The 12299-nt window shown below is 71.4% G+C and carries 12 protein-coding genes; 11 read left to right on the top strand and 1 reads right to left on the bottom strand.

From position 1 onward, the window contains the following. The first annotated feature begins 175 nt into the window (after nucleotides 1-175). The 11 genes from ACZ41I_RS19915 to htpX all read left to right on the top strand — a co-directional run bounded on the left by ACZ41I_RS19915 (nucleotide 176) and on the right by htpX (nucleotide 11530). Complete coding sequence (locus tag ACZ41I_RS19915) at nucleotides 176-595, top strand: NADH-quinone oxidoreductase subunit A (RefSeq protein ID WP_363214405.1); 420 nt, start codon at nucleotides 176-178, stop codon at nucleotides 593-595. Further along, complete coding sequence (locus ACZ41I_RS19910) at nucleotides 586-1191, top strand: NADH-quinone oxidoreductase subunit B (RefSeq protein WP_363214404.1); 606 nt, start codon at nucleotides 586-588, stop codon at nucleotides 1189-1191. The genes ACZ41I_RS19915 and ACZ41I_RS19910 overlap by 10 nt, the downstream gene beginning before the upstream one ends. Continuing rightward, complete coding sequence (locus ACZ41I_RS19905) at nucleotides 1188-2780, top strand: NADH-quinone oxidoreductase subunit C (RefSeq protein ID WP_468514683.1); 1593 nt, start codon at nucleotides 1188-1190, stop codon at nucleotides 2778-2780. The genes ACZ41I_RS19910 and ACZ41I_RS19905 overlap by 4 nt, the downstream gene beginning before the upstream one ends. Further along, nucleotides 2777-3745, top strand: a complete 969-nt coding sequence (locus tag ACZ41I_RS19900) for a complex I subunit 1/NuoH family protein (protein WP_363214402.1) — start codon at nucleotides 2777-2779, stop codon at nucleotides 3743-3745. Before ACZ41I_RS19905 ends, ACZ41I_RS19900 begins: the two co-directional genes overlap by 4 nt. Nucleotides 3746-3747: 2 nt before the next feature. Beyond that, entirely contained in the window at nucleotides 3748-4299 is a 552-nt protein-coding gene (locus ACZ41I_RS19895; protein ID WP_363214401.1) for a NuoI/complex I 23 kDa subunit family protein, read from the top strand. After that, nucleotides 4296-4913 (top strand): NADH-quinone oxidoreductase subunit J family protein, encoded by a 618-nt coding sequence (locus tag ACZ41I_RS19890; protein ID WP_468324959.1) that lies wholly within the window; start codon nucleotides 4296-4298, stop codon nucleotides 4911-4913. The genes ACZ41I_RS19895 and ACZ41I_RS19890 overlap by 4 nt, the downstream gene beginning before the upstream one ends. Continuing rightward, nucleotides 4913-5287 (top strand): NADH-quinone oxidoreductase subunit NuoK, encoded by a 375-nt coding sequence (gene nuoK / locus ACZ41I_RS19885; RefSeq protein ID WP_360093959.1) that lies wholly within the window; start codon nucleotides 4913-4915, stop codon nucleotides 5285-5287. The genes ACZ41I_RS19890 and nuoK overlap by 1 nt, the downstream gene beginning before the upstream one ends. Beyond that, complete coding sequence (locus tag ACZ41I_RS19880; RefSeq protein ID WP_468514682.1) at nucleotides 5284-7278, top strand: NADH-quinone oxidoreductase subunit 5 family protein; 1995 nt, start codon at nucleotides 5284-5286, stop codon at nucleotides 7276-7278. Before nuoK ends, ACZ41I_RS19880 begins: the two co-directional genes overlap by 4 nt. Nucleotides 7279-7284: 6 nt before the next feature. After that, the gene (locus tag ACZ41I_RS19875) at nucleotides 7285-8859 is read left to right on the top strand and encodes an NADH-quinone oxidoreductase subunit M (protein ID WP_363214398.1); all 1575 of its coding nucleotides are present in this window, start codon (nucleotides 7285-7287) and stop codon (nucleotides 8857-8859) included. Continuing rightward, nucleotides 8856-10373, top strand: a complete 1518-nt coding sequence (locus ACZ41I_RS19870; protein WP_468514681.1) for an NADH-quinone oxidoreductase subunit N — start codon at nucleotides 8856-8858, stop codon at nucleotides 10371-10373. Before ACZ41I_RS19875 ends, ACZ41I_RS19870 begins: the two co-directional genes overlap by 4 nt. A gap of 293 nt (nucleotides 10374-10666) precedes the next feature. After that, a complete protein-coding gene (gene htpX / locus ACZ41I_RS19865) occupies nucleotides 10667-11530 on the top strand; it encodes a zinc metalloprotease HtpX (protein WP_468514680.1) in 864 nt (287 codons plus the stop codon). Nucleotides 11531-11782: 252 nt separating this feature from the next. On the opposite strand, the gene ACZ41I_RS19860 is transcribed toward htpX, so the two are convergent. After that, nucleotides 11783-12184: a YccF domain-containing protein gene (locus ACZ41I_RS19860; RefSeq protein ID WP_468514679.1), complete on the bottom strand. Its 402-nt coding sequence runs from the start codon at nucleotides 12182-12184 to the stop codon at nucleotides 11783-11785. Nucleotides 12185-12299: the final 115 nt, after the last annotated feature.

The following is a 12299-nucleotide window of genomic DNA, read 5'->3' as shown; positions in this document are numbered from 1 at the left end:
CGCCGCCGGGGGAAAACCCCACCCCCGGGCACATCACCTGTCTCAGCCCGTGACGGGCTGCTTACCCGCTCTTTAACAGGGCCTAGACTCCCGTGCGTACAGATCGTCGAATCACGTGGCACCACAGAGTGCACGATTTCACCAGGGTCACGAAGTCAGGGAGCGAGGTCGGACGGTGCGGGAGACGTTGGGGGACTCGACGGTCGCCGCGGCGAACGTCATCGCGGCCGGCTACTTCCGGTCGTACTCGGCGGTCGGGCTGCTCGCGCTCGTCGGCGTGCTGTTCGTCGCGGTCGCCTTCGGCGCCGGCCGCCTGCTGCGCCCGGTCGTGCCGACCCCGGAGAAACTCCTGACCTACGAGTGCGGCGTCGACCCCGTCGGTGAGGGCTGGGCCCACACCCAGGTCCGGTACTACGTGTACGCCTTCCTGTACGTGATCTTCGCGGTCGACTCGATCTTCCTGTTCCCCTGGGCCACGGTCTTCGCCGCCCCCGGCTACGGCGCGACGACCCTGGTGGAGATGTTCATCTTCCTCGGCTTCCTCGCCGTGGGCCTGGTGTACGCATACAAGAAGGGCGTCCTGACATGGACGTGACCCCGGATCCCGTCTACCTGCCCGAGCCCAGGAGGCTCGGCGCTCTGGCCCGCCTGGCTCCCGAGCCGATGAAGGTGGTCCTCAACTGGGGCCGCCGCTACTCTCTCTGGGTCTTCAACTTCGGCCTCGCCTGCTGCGCGATCGAGTTCATCGCCGCGTCGATGGCCCGCCACGACTTCATCCGTCTCGGCGTGATCCCGTTCGCACCGGGGCCCCGCCAGGCCGACCTGATGGTCGTGTCGGGCACGGTCACGGACAAGATGGCCCCGGCCGTGAAGCGCCTGTACGAGCAGATGCCCGAGCCGAAGTACGTCATCTCCTTCGGCGCCTGCTCCAACTGCGGCGGCCCCTACTGGGACTCGTACTCGGTGACGAAGGGCGTCGACCAGATCATCCCGGTGGACGTGTATGTCCCCGGCTGCCCGCCGCGCCCCGAGGCGCTGCTCCAGGGCATTCTCAAACTCCAGGAGAAGATCGCCCGCGAGTCGCTGGGGGAGCGGTACGGCACCGGGGCCGCCCGGCCGTCCGCGGCCGCCCTGACCAGCGACCTGGTGCAGCCCCCGGCGCCCGCCGCCGCAGAGGGGGACGCCCGATGAACACGGTCGGCTGGCTGCCCGCCCCGGTCGAGGACCTCTTCGGCGCCGAGGCGGTGGCCGAGGAGTCGTACGAGGTCCTGACGGTGGACGTTCCGCCGTCCTCCTGGCTCACCGCTCTGGAGACGGCCCGTACGACCCTGTCCTGCACCTACTTCGACTGGCTGAGCGCGGTCGACGAACCGGGCGCGGGTTTCCGCGTCTCGGCCCACGTGGTCGCGCTCGGGCCGGTCCGCCGTCTCCTCGTCCGTACGACCGTCCCGCACGAGGCGCCGACGCTGCCCTCCGCCGTCGGTGTCTACGCGGGCGCCGCCTGGCACGAGCGCGAGACCCACGAGATGTTCGGCGTCCGCTTCGAGGGCCATCCCTTCCTGGAACACCTCCTCCTCCCCGAGAACTTCGAGGGCCACCCGCTCCGCAAGGACTTCGTCCTCGCCGCCCGCGTCGCCAAGGCGTGGCCCGGCGCGAAGGAACCGGGCGAATCCGAACACGGCGGCCCGAAGCGCCGCCAGATGCTGCCCCCCGGCGTGCCGGACCCCAACGAATGGGGCCCGCTGAAGGGCCAGCTCCCGCCCGCTCCGGCCCGCCCGGCCCGTGCGGCTGCGGGGCGCGCGGCGGGCGAGCGTCCGGCCCGCGCGGCGGGAGACCGCCCGGTACGACGCACCCGCACGGCGGCGGAGGGCTCGGCGAGCCAGGGAGAGACTGGTGCTGGTGCTGGTGCTGGTGCTGGTGCTGGTGCTGGTGCTGGTGCTGGCGCCGGTGTCGCCGGTGCCGGTGCTGGTGCCGGGCAGCGCCGGATGCGGAGTGCGAGCCAAGGCTCGGCGAGCCAGACCCGCGCCTCGGCCCCGGCGGACGCCGCCGAGCAGCAGCAGGCCGCGGCCGAGGGTGACGCGCCCCGGGCTTCGACTGCGGAAGGCCCGGCGGCCGAGGCGTCCGTGGCCCACGAGCCCGGCCCGGCGCCGACCCGCCCGCGCCGCGCCCGCAGCGCCTCGGAGGGCTCGACCTCCCAGCGGACCGGGACACCGGAGCCGACGGCACCGCCGGTTTCGGGTGAGTCGGCGGGCCCGGTTCCGGGTGAGCCGGCCCGTCCTGTTTCGGGTGAGCCGGCGGCAGCGGCTTCTGCCGAACCGACGGCTCCGCCTTCGGACAGGCCGACCGCACCGGACGGCGCGGCTCGCCCCGCCCGCCGGAGCACGGCCCCGCGCAGCGCGGACGCCCCTTGGCACCACGCCCGGCCGGCCTTCGACGAGCCGACGGAGCCCGAGCGGATGTCCGGGGAGACCGAGAGGGCTCCCACCGAAGCCGAGGGGGCCCCTGCGGAGTCCGAAGGGACGCTCGCGGAGCCGGAGCCGACACCTGCTGAATCGGAGCCGGAGCCGGAGCCGGAGCCGATGCCGGTGGAGCCGGAGCCGGCCCCTGCGGAACCCGGCGCGGGCCGGCGCCGGCCCGAACAGGCCGCCAAGGGGGAGCCCGCCACCCGCGACGACCGTGGCACCCCCGACAACCACGGCACGTCTGACAACCGCAACCCCGCCAGCCCCGACAGTCCCCCCACCCCCGACGACCCCCACCCCACAGGAGGCCCGCAGTGAACGGCGTGCTGGACGTCGCCCTGCGACTCCTCGTCGTGTTCGTCGTCTTCCTCACCTTCCCGCTGATCGTCGGCCAGACCGAGCACAAGGTGATGGCCCACATGCAGGGCCGGCTCGGCCCGATGTACGCGGGCGGCTTCCACGGCTGGGCCCAGCTCATCGCCGACGGCGTGAAGTTCGCGCAGAAGGAGGACGTGGTCCCGGCCGGCGCCGACCGCCGCGTCTTCCAACTCGCCCCCGCCGTGGCCCTGCTGCCGTACCTCCTCGTCCTGCTCGCCATCCCGATCGGCCCGAGCGAGGGCGCGGTCGGCCAGATCCTCGACGCGGGCGTGTTCTTCGTGCTCGCGGTGATGGGCGTCGGCGTGCTCGGCTCGCTCATGGCCGGCTGGGCCAGCGCGAACAAGTTCTCCCTGCTCGGCGGCCTGCGCACAGCCGCCCAGCTGCTCGCCTACGAACTCCCGATGCTGCTCGCCGCGGCCTCGGTCGCCATGGCGGCGGGCACGGTCTCCCTGCCCGGCATCCTGCACGCGTTCCACTGGTGGTGGGTGCCCTGGCAGATCGTCGGCGCGGTCGTCTTCTTCGTCGCCGGCCTCGCCGAACTGCAGCGACCGCCCTTCGACATGCCCGTCGCCGACTCCGAGATCATCTTCGGCGCCTACACCGAGTACACCGGACTGCGGTTCGCACTCTTCCTCCTCGCCGAATACGCCGGGATCGTCGTCCTGTGCGGTCTGACCACCGTCCTGTTCCTGGGCGGCTGGCACGGCCCCTGGGGCCACGACGGCCTGGGCTGGCTGTGGACCCTGCTGAAGACCGCGATCCTCGCCTTCCTCGTCATCTGGCTCCGCGTGACCTACCCGCGGCTGCGCGAGGACCAGCTCCAGAAACTCTCCTGGACCCTCCTCGTCCCCCTCTCCCTCGCCCAGATCGCCCTCACCGGCATCGTCAAGGTGGTGATCAGCTAACCATGGCCCCCATTCCTGGCAGTGGCCTCGCCAAGGGCCTGGCCGTCACCCTCCGCACGATGACGAAGAAGACCGTCACCGAGCAGTACCCGGACGCCCTGCCCGAACTGCCGCCCCGCACCCGCGGTGTGATCGGCCTGTTCGAGGAGAACTGCACGGTCTGCATGCTCTGCGCCCGCGAGTGCCCGGACTGGTGCATCTACATCGACTCCCACAAGGAGACGGTCCCGCCGGCCGCCCCCGGTGGGCGCGAGCGCAGCCGCAACGTCCTCGACCGGTTCGCCATCGACTTCTCCCTGTGCATGTACTGCGGTATCTGCATCGAGGTCTGTCCTTTCGACGCCCTGTTCTGGTCCCCGGAGTTCGAGTACGCCGAGACCGACATCCGCGACCTCACCCACGAACGGGACAAGCTCCGCGAGTGGATGTGGACCGTCCCGGCCCCACCCGCCCTCGATGCCGCGGCGGAGGAGCCGAAGGAGATCGCCGCCGCCCGCAGGACCGCCGAGAAACTGGCGGCCGCGCAGGCCGAGCCGGAGGAGGGCGACTCATGAGCCTCGCCGCAGCCACGGTCGCCGCTTCCGGCACACCGGGCTTTCTGTCCCCGACCGGCGTCGAGATCGCCTTCGTCCTCGTCGGCCTGGTCACCTTCGGCGCCGCGCTGGTCACCGTCACCACCCGCCAGCTGGTGCACGCCGCCCTGTGGCTGGTGGTCGCCCTCGGCGGCCTCGCCGTGGAGTACCTGCTGCTCACGGCCGAGTTCATCGCCTGGGTACAGGTCCTGATCTACGTCGGTTCCGTCGTCGTCCTCCTGCTGTTCGGGCTGATGCTCACCAAGGCCCCCATCGGCCGCTCCCCTGACGCCGACTCCGGCAACCGCTGGGCCGCCCTGACCGTCGCGGTCGCCGCCGCCGTCGCCCTGGTGTGGGTGGTCGTCGACGCCTTCCGCACCACCTGGATCGACCTGGACGGCCCGGCCGCCGGCACCACCCGGATCACCGGCGAGAGCCTGTTCCGCACCTGGGTACTGCCCTTCGAGGCCCTGTCCGTGCTGCTCCTCGCGGCCCTGGTCGGCGCGATCGTCCTGTCCCGCAAGGCGACGGCGGACGCGAACGCCACCCCCGCGGCCACCGGGGACACCACCGCCGAGAAGGAAGGCGCCCGCTGATGCACCTCGCCTACCCGGCCGTACTCTCCGCCCTCCTGTTCTGCACCGGGCTGTACGGCGTCCTCGCCCGCCGCAACGCGATCCTGGTCCTGATGTCGGTCGAGCTGATGCTCAACGCCGTCAACCTCAACCTGGTCGCCTTCGACGTCTGGCTCAGCCGGGCCGCGAAGGAGACCCTGCACTCCGGCCAGGCGCTGACCCTGTTCACCATCGCCATCGCCGCCGCCGAGATCGGCATCGGCCTGGCGATCGTGCTCGCCGTCTACCGCAACCGCGGCACCTCCGACATCGACAAGCTCCGCGACACCGCAGAGGGCCCCGGCACCGAGGGACCGGGCTCCTCGGCGGCCGAGAAGGCTGAGGCCACCGCGTGACCACGACCACCCTCGCCGTCCTCGTCCCCCTCCTGCCGTTCCTCGGCGCCGCGGCCGGACTGCTGCTCGGCCGCACCGCGCCCGGGTTCGTCCGCCCGCTCGCCGTACTGCCGCCGCTGGCCTCGCTCGTGCTGGCCGCGCTGGTCGCCGTGCGTCAGGGCGGCGAGGCGGCCATCGACGCCCACACCGAGCTGACGCCCACCGGTTCGGTCCCCGTCGAGCTGGCGCTGCACATCGACGGCTTCGCCGCGCTCGTCGCGATCCTGGTGGCGTTCGTCGCGGCCTGCGTGCAGATCTACTCGACCGGCTATCTGCGCGACGACCCGCGCTACCCCTCGTACGCCGCCCTCGTCTCCCTGTTCACCTCCGCGATGCTCCTGGTCGTCTACTCCGGCGACCTGATCGTGCTGCTGGTCGGCTGGGAAGTCATGGGCATCTGCTCCTACTTCCTGGTCGGCCACTACTGGGAGACCCCGGAGGCCCGCGCCGCCTCCCTGAAGGCCTTCCTGGTCACCAAGCTCGGCGACGTGCCGTTCCTCATCGGCCTGTTCGCGCTCGCCACCGACGCCGGCTCCTTCCGCATCACCCGCGTCCTCGGCGCCGTCGCAACCGGCAACCTGCACCACCCGACCCTCATCGCCCTGCTGCTCCTCGCGGGCGTCGCGGGCAAGTCGGCGCAGTTCCCGCTGCACACCTGGCTCCCGGACGCGATGGCGGGCCCGACACCCGTCTCGGCGCTCATCCACGCCGCGACGATGGTCGCCGCCGGTGTCTACTTCATCGCCCGTCTCCTTCCCGTCTTCGAGGCCTCCCGGGCCGCGATGGTGGTCCTCGCCGTGATGTCCGCCGTCACGATGGTCGGCTCCGCTCTTGCCGCGATCGCCCAGGACGACATCAAGCGGGTCCTCGCCTACTCGACGGTCGGCCAGCTCGGCTACATGACCGGCTCCCTCGCCGTCGGCGACCGCGATGCCGCCGTCTTCCACCTCCTGTCCCACGGCGCCTTCAAGGCGCTGCTGTTCCTCGCAGCCGGCGTGATCATCCACGCCGCCGGAACCAACTCGCTGGCCGCCATGTCCCGCATGCACGGCCTGCGCAACCGCGTACCGGACGCCTACTGGACGATGACCGTGGCGCTCCTCGCGCTCGCCGCGATCCCGCCGTTCAGCGGCTTCTTCTCCAAGGAGTCCGTCCTCGGCGCCGCCGAGCACGTCGCCACCGGTCACACCGGCCACGCGCCCGGTGCCGCCGGCTGGATCGTCCTCGTGGCCGGACTCGTCACCGCGCTGCTCACCGCCGAGTACGCCACCCGTCTCTGGCTGCTCGCCTTCCACGGCCGCGGCGCCGAGGCCCCCGACCACGGCAGGCAGCCCAAGACGATGACCGTCATCCTGTGGGTCCTGGCGATCCCGTCCCTGGCCTTCGGCGGCTTCGCCTACCGGGCGCTGCCCGACTGGTTCGACGGCCGCGACCTCACCCCGACCCTTCTCACCTCCATCCTCGGCACCGGTCTCGCCGTGGTCGGCGTGCTGGTCGCCTACGGCGCCTGGCAACGCACCACCGTGCTCGCCGCCCGGCTCCCGCTCGGCGCGGTCGCCGCCCACCCGGAGGGCGACGCCGGGCTGGTCGAGGCCGAGGCCATCGCCACACACGAGCCGGCCTACGGCGACATCGCCTATGCCGCCGATCCGGCGGACCCGGCGCGGCTGCTGCTCCTCTCGCTGCACCGGCCCGCGGCCGCCGGCTTCCACCTGGACGCCGTGTACGCGGCGCTGTTCGTCCGCCCGGTCCAGGCCGGGGCGAGTCTCGTCCGGTTCCTCGACCGCGAGGTCGTCGACACCTACGTGCGCGCCGCGGCCGCCCTGCCCCGGTGGCTCGGGGCCGCCGTACGGCGGGCGCAGACCGGCAATGTGCAGACCTATGTGAGCGCGCTGCTCGCCGGCACCGTCGTCCTGGCGGTCGCCGTCGTCCTCGTCGCCACGGGAGCGTGAGCAGACGTGATCGATATCAACGAGTCCGTGATGCAGTTCCTTCTGGCATTCGTCGTCGTCGGCCCGCTTCTCGGCGCCGTAGCCGCCCTTCTCCCGGCCCCGCCCGGACTGAAGGGGAAGTCACCCGGGCAGGCCGTGCTGCGGCACGGGGTCACCGTGACCGGCGCGGTCCTCATCGCGGCGATCGTCCTCGCGGTCGGCTTCGACCACGACCATGCGTCGAAGATGCAGGCCACGACGGACATCAGCTGGATCCCCGCACTCGACGTGCGGATCCACCTCGGCATCGACGGCATCTCCCTCCCCCTTGTCGTCCTGACCGCGCTGCTGACCTTCCTCTGCGCGCTGTACTCCTACTTCAACCCGCCCAAGGGCCCGTCCCCGAAGGCGTTCGTCGCGCTGCTGCTCCTGCTGGAGTCCGGCACCCTCGCGACCTTCGCCGTCCTCGATCTGCTGCTGTTCTTCCTCGCGTTCGAGATGGTGCTCATCCCGATGTACTTCCTCATCGCCCGCTGGGGCGGCGAGGGCCGGACACGGGCCGCGTGGAAGTTCATCCTGTTCACGCTGCTCGGCTCCGTGGTCATGCTGCTCGGCCTGCTCCTGATCGGAATCAAGGCGGGCACGTTCGACATGGTGGCACTCGCCACTGACAACGGCCGGTCGCTGACCGCATCCGTGCAGGTCATCGCTGTGCTGGCGATCGGGATCGGGCTCGCGGTCAAGACGCCGATGTGGCCGCTGCACAGCTGGCTGCCCGACGCCCACACCGCCGCGCCGACCGTCGGCTCGGTGCTGCTGGCCGGTGTCCTGCTGAAGATGGGTACGTACGGGTTCGTCCGGATCCTGCTGCCGATCGCACCGCACGGCTTCCACACCTTCGCGCCGTACCTCGCCGCGTTCGCCGTCGTCGGGATCATCTACGGATCCCTGGCGTGCCTGGCCCTGGCCAAACGCGGTGCCAGGGGCGACCTCAAGCGGCTGATCGCCTACTCGTCCGTCGGCCACATGGGCTTCGTGCTGCTGGGCATCGCCACCATGACCCCGACCGGCGTGAACGGCGCCCTGTTCGCCAACATCGCCCACGGCCTCATCACCGGCCTGCTCTTCTTCCTGGTCGGCGCGCTGAAGGACCGCACCGGCACCACCGACCTCGACACCCTGGCCGAGGAGACGGGAGCCGCCCTCTACGGCAAGGCACCGCGCCTCGGCGGCCTGCTCGCCTTCGGCGCCGTCGCCTCCCTCGGTCTGCCGGGGCTCGCCGGATTCTGGGGCGAGATGCTGGCCCTGTTCGGGTCCTTCAAGCCCGCGGCCGACCTCAGCCGGCCCGCGTACCTCACCTTCATGGCGATCGGCGCGTTCGGCACCCTGCTGACGGCCGCGTACATGCTGATCGTGGTCCGCCGTGTCTGCATGGGCGGCGCCGAGCGGGAAGTCCCGGCCCTCGCCGACGTGCGCGGGTACGAGTTCGCCGCCTGGACCCCCCTCGTCGCCCTCACCGTCGTCGCCGGACTGTGGCCGAGGGCGCTGCTCGGCCTCACCGACCCGGCCGTGCACCAGCTCCTCGCAGGAGGCACCCGATGAGCGCCCAGCCCCTCGCCGAGTCGCTGGTCCAGTCCGTCGACTGGCTCGCCGTCGCCCCGCCGGTCATCGCCGCCGCGGTGGGACTCGTCGTCCTGGTCGCCGACCTGTTCCTGCCCGAGGCCCGCAAGGCCGTCCTCGGCTGGATCTCGGTCGCCGGACTGGCCGTGGCCGCGCTGGCGCTGCTGCCCCTTCTGGAGGGCGACCGCAGCACCTTCTGCCTGAACGGCGCCACGCGCGCGTGCAGCTACACCGCCGACCACTTCACGCTCGTCATCCAGTTCCTCGTTCTCGGCGGCGCCCTGCTCGCGGCCCTGCTGTCCGTCACGAACCTCGCGGACGACCAGCGGCGCGTCCCGCCGGGCGAGTTCTGGTTCCTGCTGCTGTCCTCGGCGGCCGGCGCCGCCCTGCTGCCCGCCTCCCGCGACCTGGCCACCCTGATCGTCGCCCTGGAGGTCGCCTCCCTGCCCGCCTTCGCCCTCGTCGGCATCCGGCACGGCGACAAGCGGTCCTCCGAGGCCGCCCTGAAGTTCTTCCTGTCCTCGGTGACGGCCACCGCGGTCAGCCTGATGGGCATCAGCTTCGTCTACGCCTCCACGGGCACCCTCTACCTCACCCAGGTCGCCCAGCGCCTGCCGCACGTCGGCGGACAGCTGCACACGCTCGCCCAGACGGGTGTCGTCCTCACCCTGATCGGCTTCGCCTTCAAGACGGCCGCCGTCCCGTTCCACTTCTGGGTGCCCGACACCTACGTCGGCGCGCCGCTGCCCGTCGCCGCGTACCTGTCGGTCGTCGGCAAGGCGGTCGGCTTCTCCGGCCTGATCCTCGTCACCGTCGTCGCGTTCCCGTCGTACGCCGACGTCTGGGGCCCCGCGCTCGCCGTCCTGGCCGCGCTCACCATGACCGTCGGCAATGTCGGTGCCCTGCGCCAGCAGGCCACGCGCGCGTACAGCGCCGTACGGCTGCTCGCCTGGTCCTCCGTGGGCCAGGCCGGCTACCTGCTGGTGCCGATCGCCGCCGCCGGCTACGCCAAGGATCCGCAGAAGGCGATCGGCTCCACGGTGGCCTACGCGCTGATGTACGCCGCCGTGAACCTCGGCGCGTTCGCGGTGGCCGCCCTGGTGGGCCGCAGCCGGGCCCTGAACCGGATCGCCGACTACCGGGGCCTGTACGCCGCAAACCCGCTCACCGCGCTCCTGCTGGCGTTCTTCCTGCTGTGCCTGGCCGGGCTGCCGCCGGGCGTCATCGGGCTGTTCGCGAAGGTCACCGTGTTCTCGGCGGCCGTCGACGCGGGCCTCGGCTGGCTCGCCGTCGTCATGGCCGTCAATGTGGTGATCGCCCTCTTCTACTACCTGCAGTGGACGGCCCTGCTGTTCCGCGCCCCCGAAGGCGCACCCGCCCGGCACCGCGTCCCGGCCCCCCTCACGGCCGCCCTCGCCCTCACCGGCCTGCTCGGCGTCGCCCTCTCCGGAGCACCCCAGCTGGTCCTCCGCTTCGCGGCAGCCGGCCTTTTCTGAGAAGCGGTCACCTGCACGTCCCATCTGTCCCCACGCGCGCGTGAAGCAGCGGCCCTGGGCGCACGCGCGCGTGGAGCATCCCTGCGGCGCGGAGCCGGTGCACACGCAAGGCCTTAGAGCCTGCGCAGGAGTCCCGTGCTCCCACGCGCGCGTACCGCAGGCCGCCTCACTCGTACGGCCGAGGCACCGCACCGCCCGCACCAGGGAACTCGCGCCGCCCGCCTGGCGTTGAGCAGTACAGGAGGATCCACTGGACCTGAGGGTTCCCTGCTGCACGACTTGGAGGGCGTACGGTGCACCGCCGGCACAACGGGCTCAGGACCGCAGTACTCCTCGGGGGGCTGTCCGCACTCATCATCGTCATCGGCAGCTTCTTCGGGCGCGCCGGTCTGGTCATCGCGGTCCTGGTCGCCCTCGGTACGAACGCGTACGCGTACTGGAACAGCGACAAGCTGGCCCTTCGCGCGATGCGCGCCCGCCCGGTCAGCGAGTTCGAGGCCCCGGCGCTGTACCGGATGGTGCGCGAGCTGTCCACGCAGGCCCGCCAGCCCATGCCCCGGCTCTACATCTCCCCGACGGAGGCCCCCAACGCCTTCGCGACCGGCCGCAATCCGCGCAACGCGGCTGTGTGTTGCACCGAGGGCATCCTGCGCCTGCTGGACGAGCGCGAACTGAGAGGCGTGATCGGCCACGAGCTGAGCCACGTCTACAACCGGGACATCCTCATTTCCTCGGTGGCGGGCGCGCTCGCCTCGGTGATCATGTTCCTGGTGAACTTCGCCTGGCTCATCCCGGTCGGCCGCTCGGACGACGACGACGGCCCCGGCCTGCTCGGCATGCTCCTGATCATGATCCTGGGCCCGCTCGCCGCCTCCCTCATCCAGCTGGCCATCAGCCGCTCCCGCGAGTACGAGGCGGATGCCTCCGGCGCCCAGCTCACCGGCGACCCGCTGGCCCTCGCCCGTGCCCTGCGCAAGCTGGAGACCGGCACCCAGCAGCTCCCGCTGCCGCCCGAGCCCCGGATCGAGACCGCCAGCCACATGATGATCGCCAATCCCTTCCGCCCGGGTCAGGGACTGACCAAGATGTTCTCCACGCACCCGCCCATGGCGGACCGCATCGCCCGGCTCGAAAAGATGGCAGGTCGCTACCTGTGAGGACCGTCCTGAACACCATCTGGCTCACGATCACCCAAATCCCCTTCGGGATCGTTCGTCCGGGTGCAGCACCGCGCTCGGGTCGTCCCGCCCTTCGGTGATCACCGCGGGCGGGGCAGCAGCCGAAAGACCCGGACCGTTCGAGGTCCGGGCCTTTCGGTTTCCTCATCGGGAGGGCCGAGGGGAGGCCGTCGTGAACAGCCGAGATGTCCAGGCCTGACAGACAGCTCGGCCACGTCGCAGTCGCCTGGGTCAGCGTGCGCCGAAGCCTTCGCCCGCTGACACGACCTCGTGTCCGAGCGGCGTGAGGGAGGCGGGGATCAGCTTGAGGTTCGCCCAGCCGAAAGGAATCCCGATGATCGACAGGAAGAGCGGGATGCTGGTGATCAGATGACCGATGGCGAGCCACCAGCCCGCGAAGACGATCCAGATCACGTTGCCGATGCACGAGGCGGCGCCGGCGTCCTGTTTCGGCACGATGGTGCGGCCGAAGGGCCAGAGCACGAAGGCGGCGATCCGCAGCGAGGCGATGCCGAAGGGAATCGTCACGATGAGGATGAAGCAGATCAGCGCGGCGACGGCGTATGCGATCGCCATCCAGATGCCACAGAAGATCAACCACAGGACGTTGAGGACGAGGTTGATCGGTTTCATGATCGCTGTCCCTTCAGGTGTGACGGTCGCAGGCGACCTCCACCAGCCAGTATCCGGCGCTCAAGCAGGGAGCCGGAACCGCGCCCTTGTGCGAGTGAGGTGAGCGTCGGGAGAG

The organism is Streptomyces sp. NPDC030799 (assembly GCF_055572255.1).
Note: the sequence above shows the minus strand (reverse complement) of the source record. Positions and strands in the feature narration are given on the sequence as shown.

Coding starts and splice junctions, on each gene's coding strand:
- ACZ41I_RS19910 (WP_363214404.1), top strand. CDS start 586: ATGGACGTGACCCCGGATCCCGTCTACCTGCCCGAGCCCAGGAGGCTC.
- ACZ41I_RS19905 (WP_468514683.1), top strand. CDS start 1,188: ATGAACACGGTCGGCTGGCTGCCCGCCCCGGTCGAGGACCTCTTCGGC.
- ACZ41I_RS19895 (WP_363214401.1), top strand. CDS start 3,748: ATGGCCCCCATTCCTGGCAGTGGCCTCGCCAAGGGCCTGGCCGTCACC.
- ACZ41I_RS19890 (WP_468324959.1), top strand. CDS start 4,296: ATGAGCCTCGCCGCAGCCACGGTCGCCGCTTCCGGCACACCGGGCTTT.
- nuoK (WP_360093959.1), top strand. CDS start 4,913: ATGCACCTCGCCTACCCGGCCGTACTCTCCGCCCTCCTGTTCTGCACC.
- ACZ41I_RS19870 (WP_468514681.1), top strand. CDS start 8,856: ATGAGCGCCCAGCCCCTCGCCGAGTCGCTGGTCCAGTCCGTCGACTGG.
- ACZ41I_RS19860 (WP_468514679.1), bottom strand. CDS start 12,184: ATGAAACCGATCAACCTCGTCCTCAACGTCCTGTGGTTGATCTTCTGT.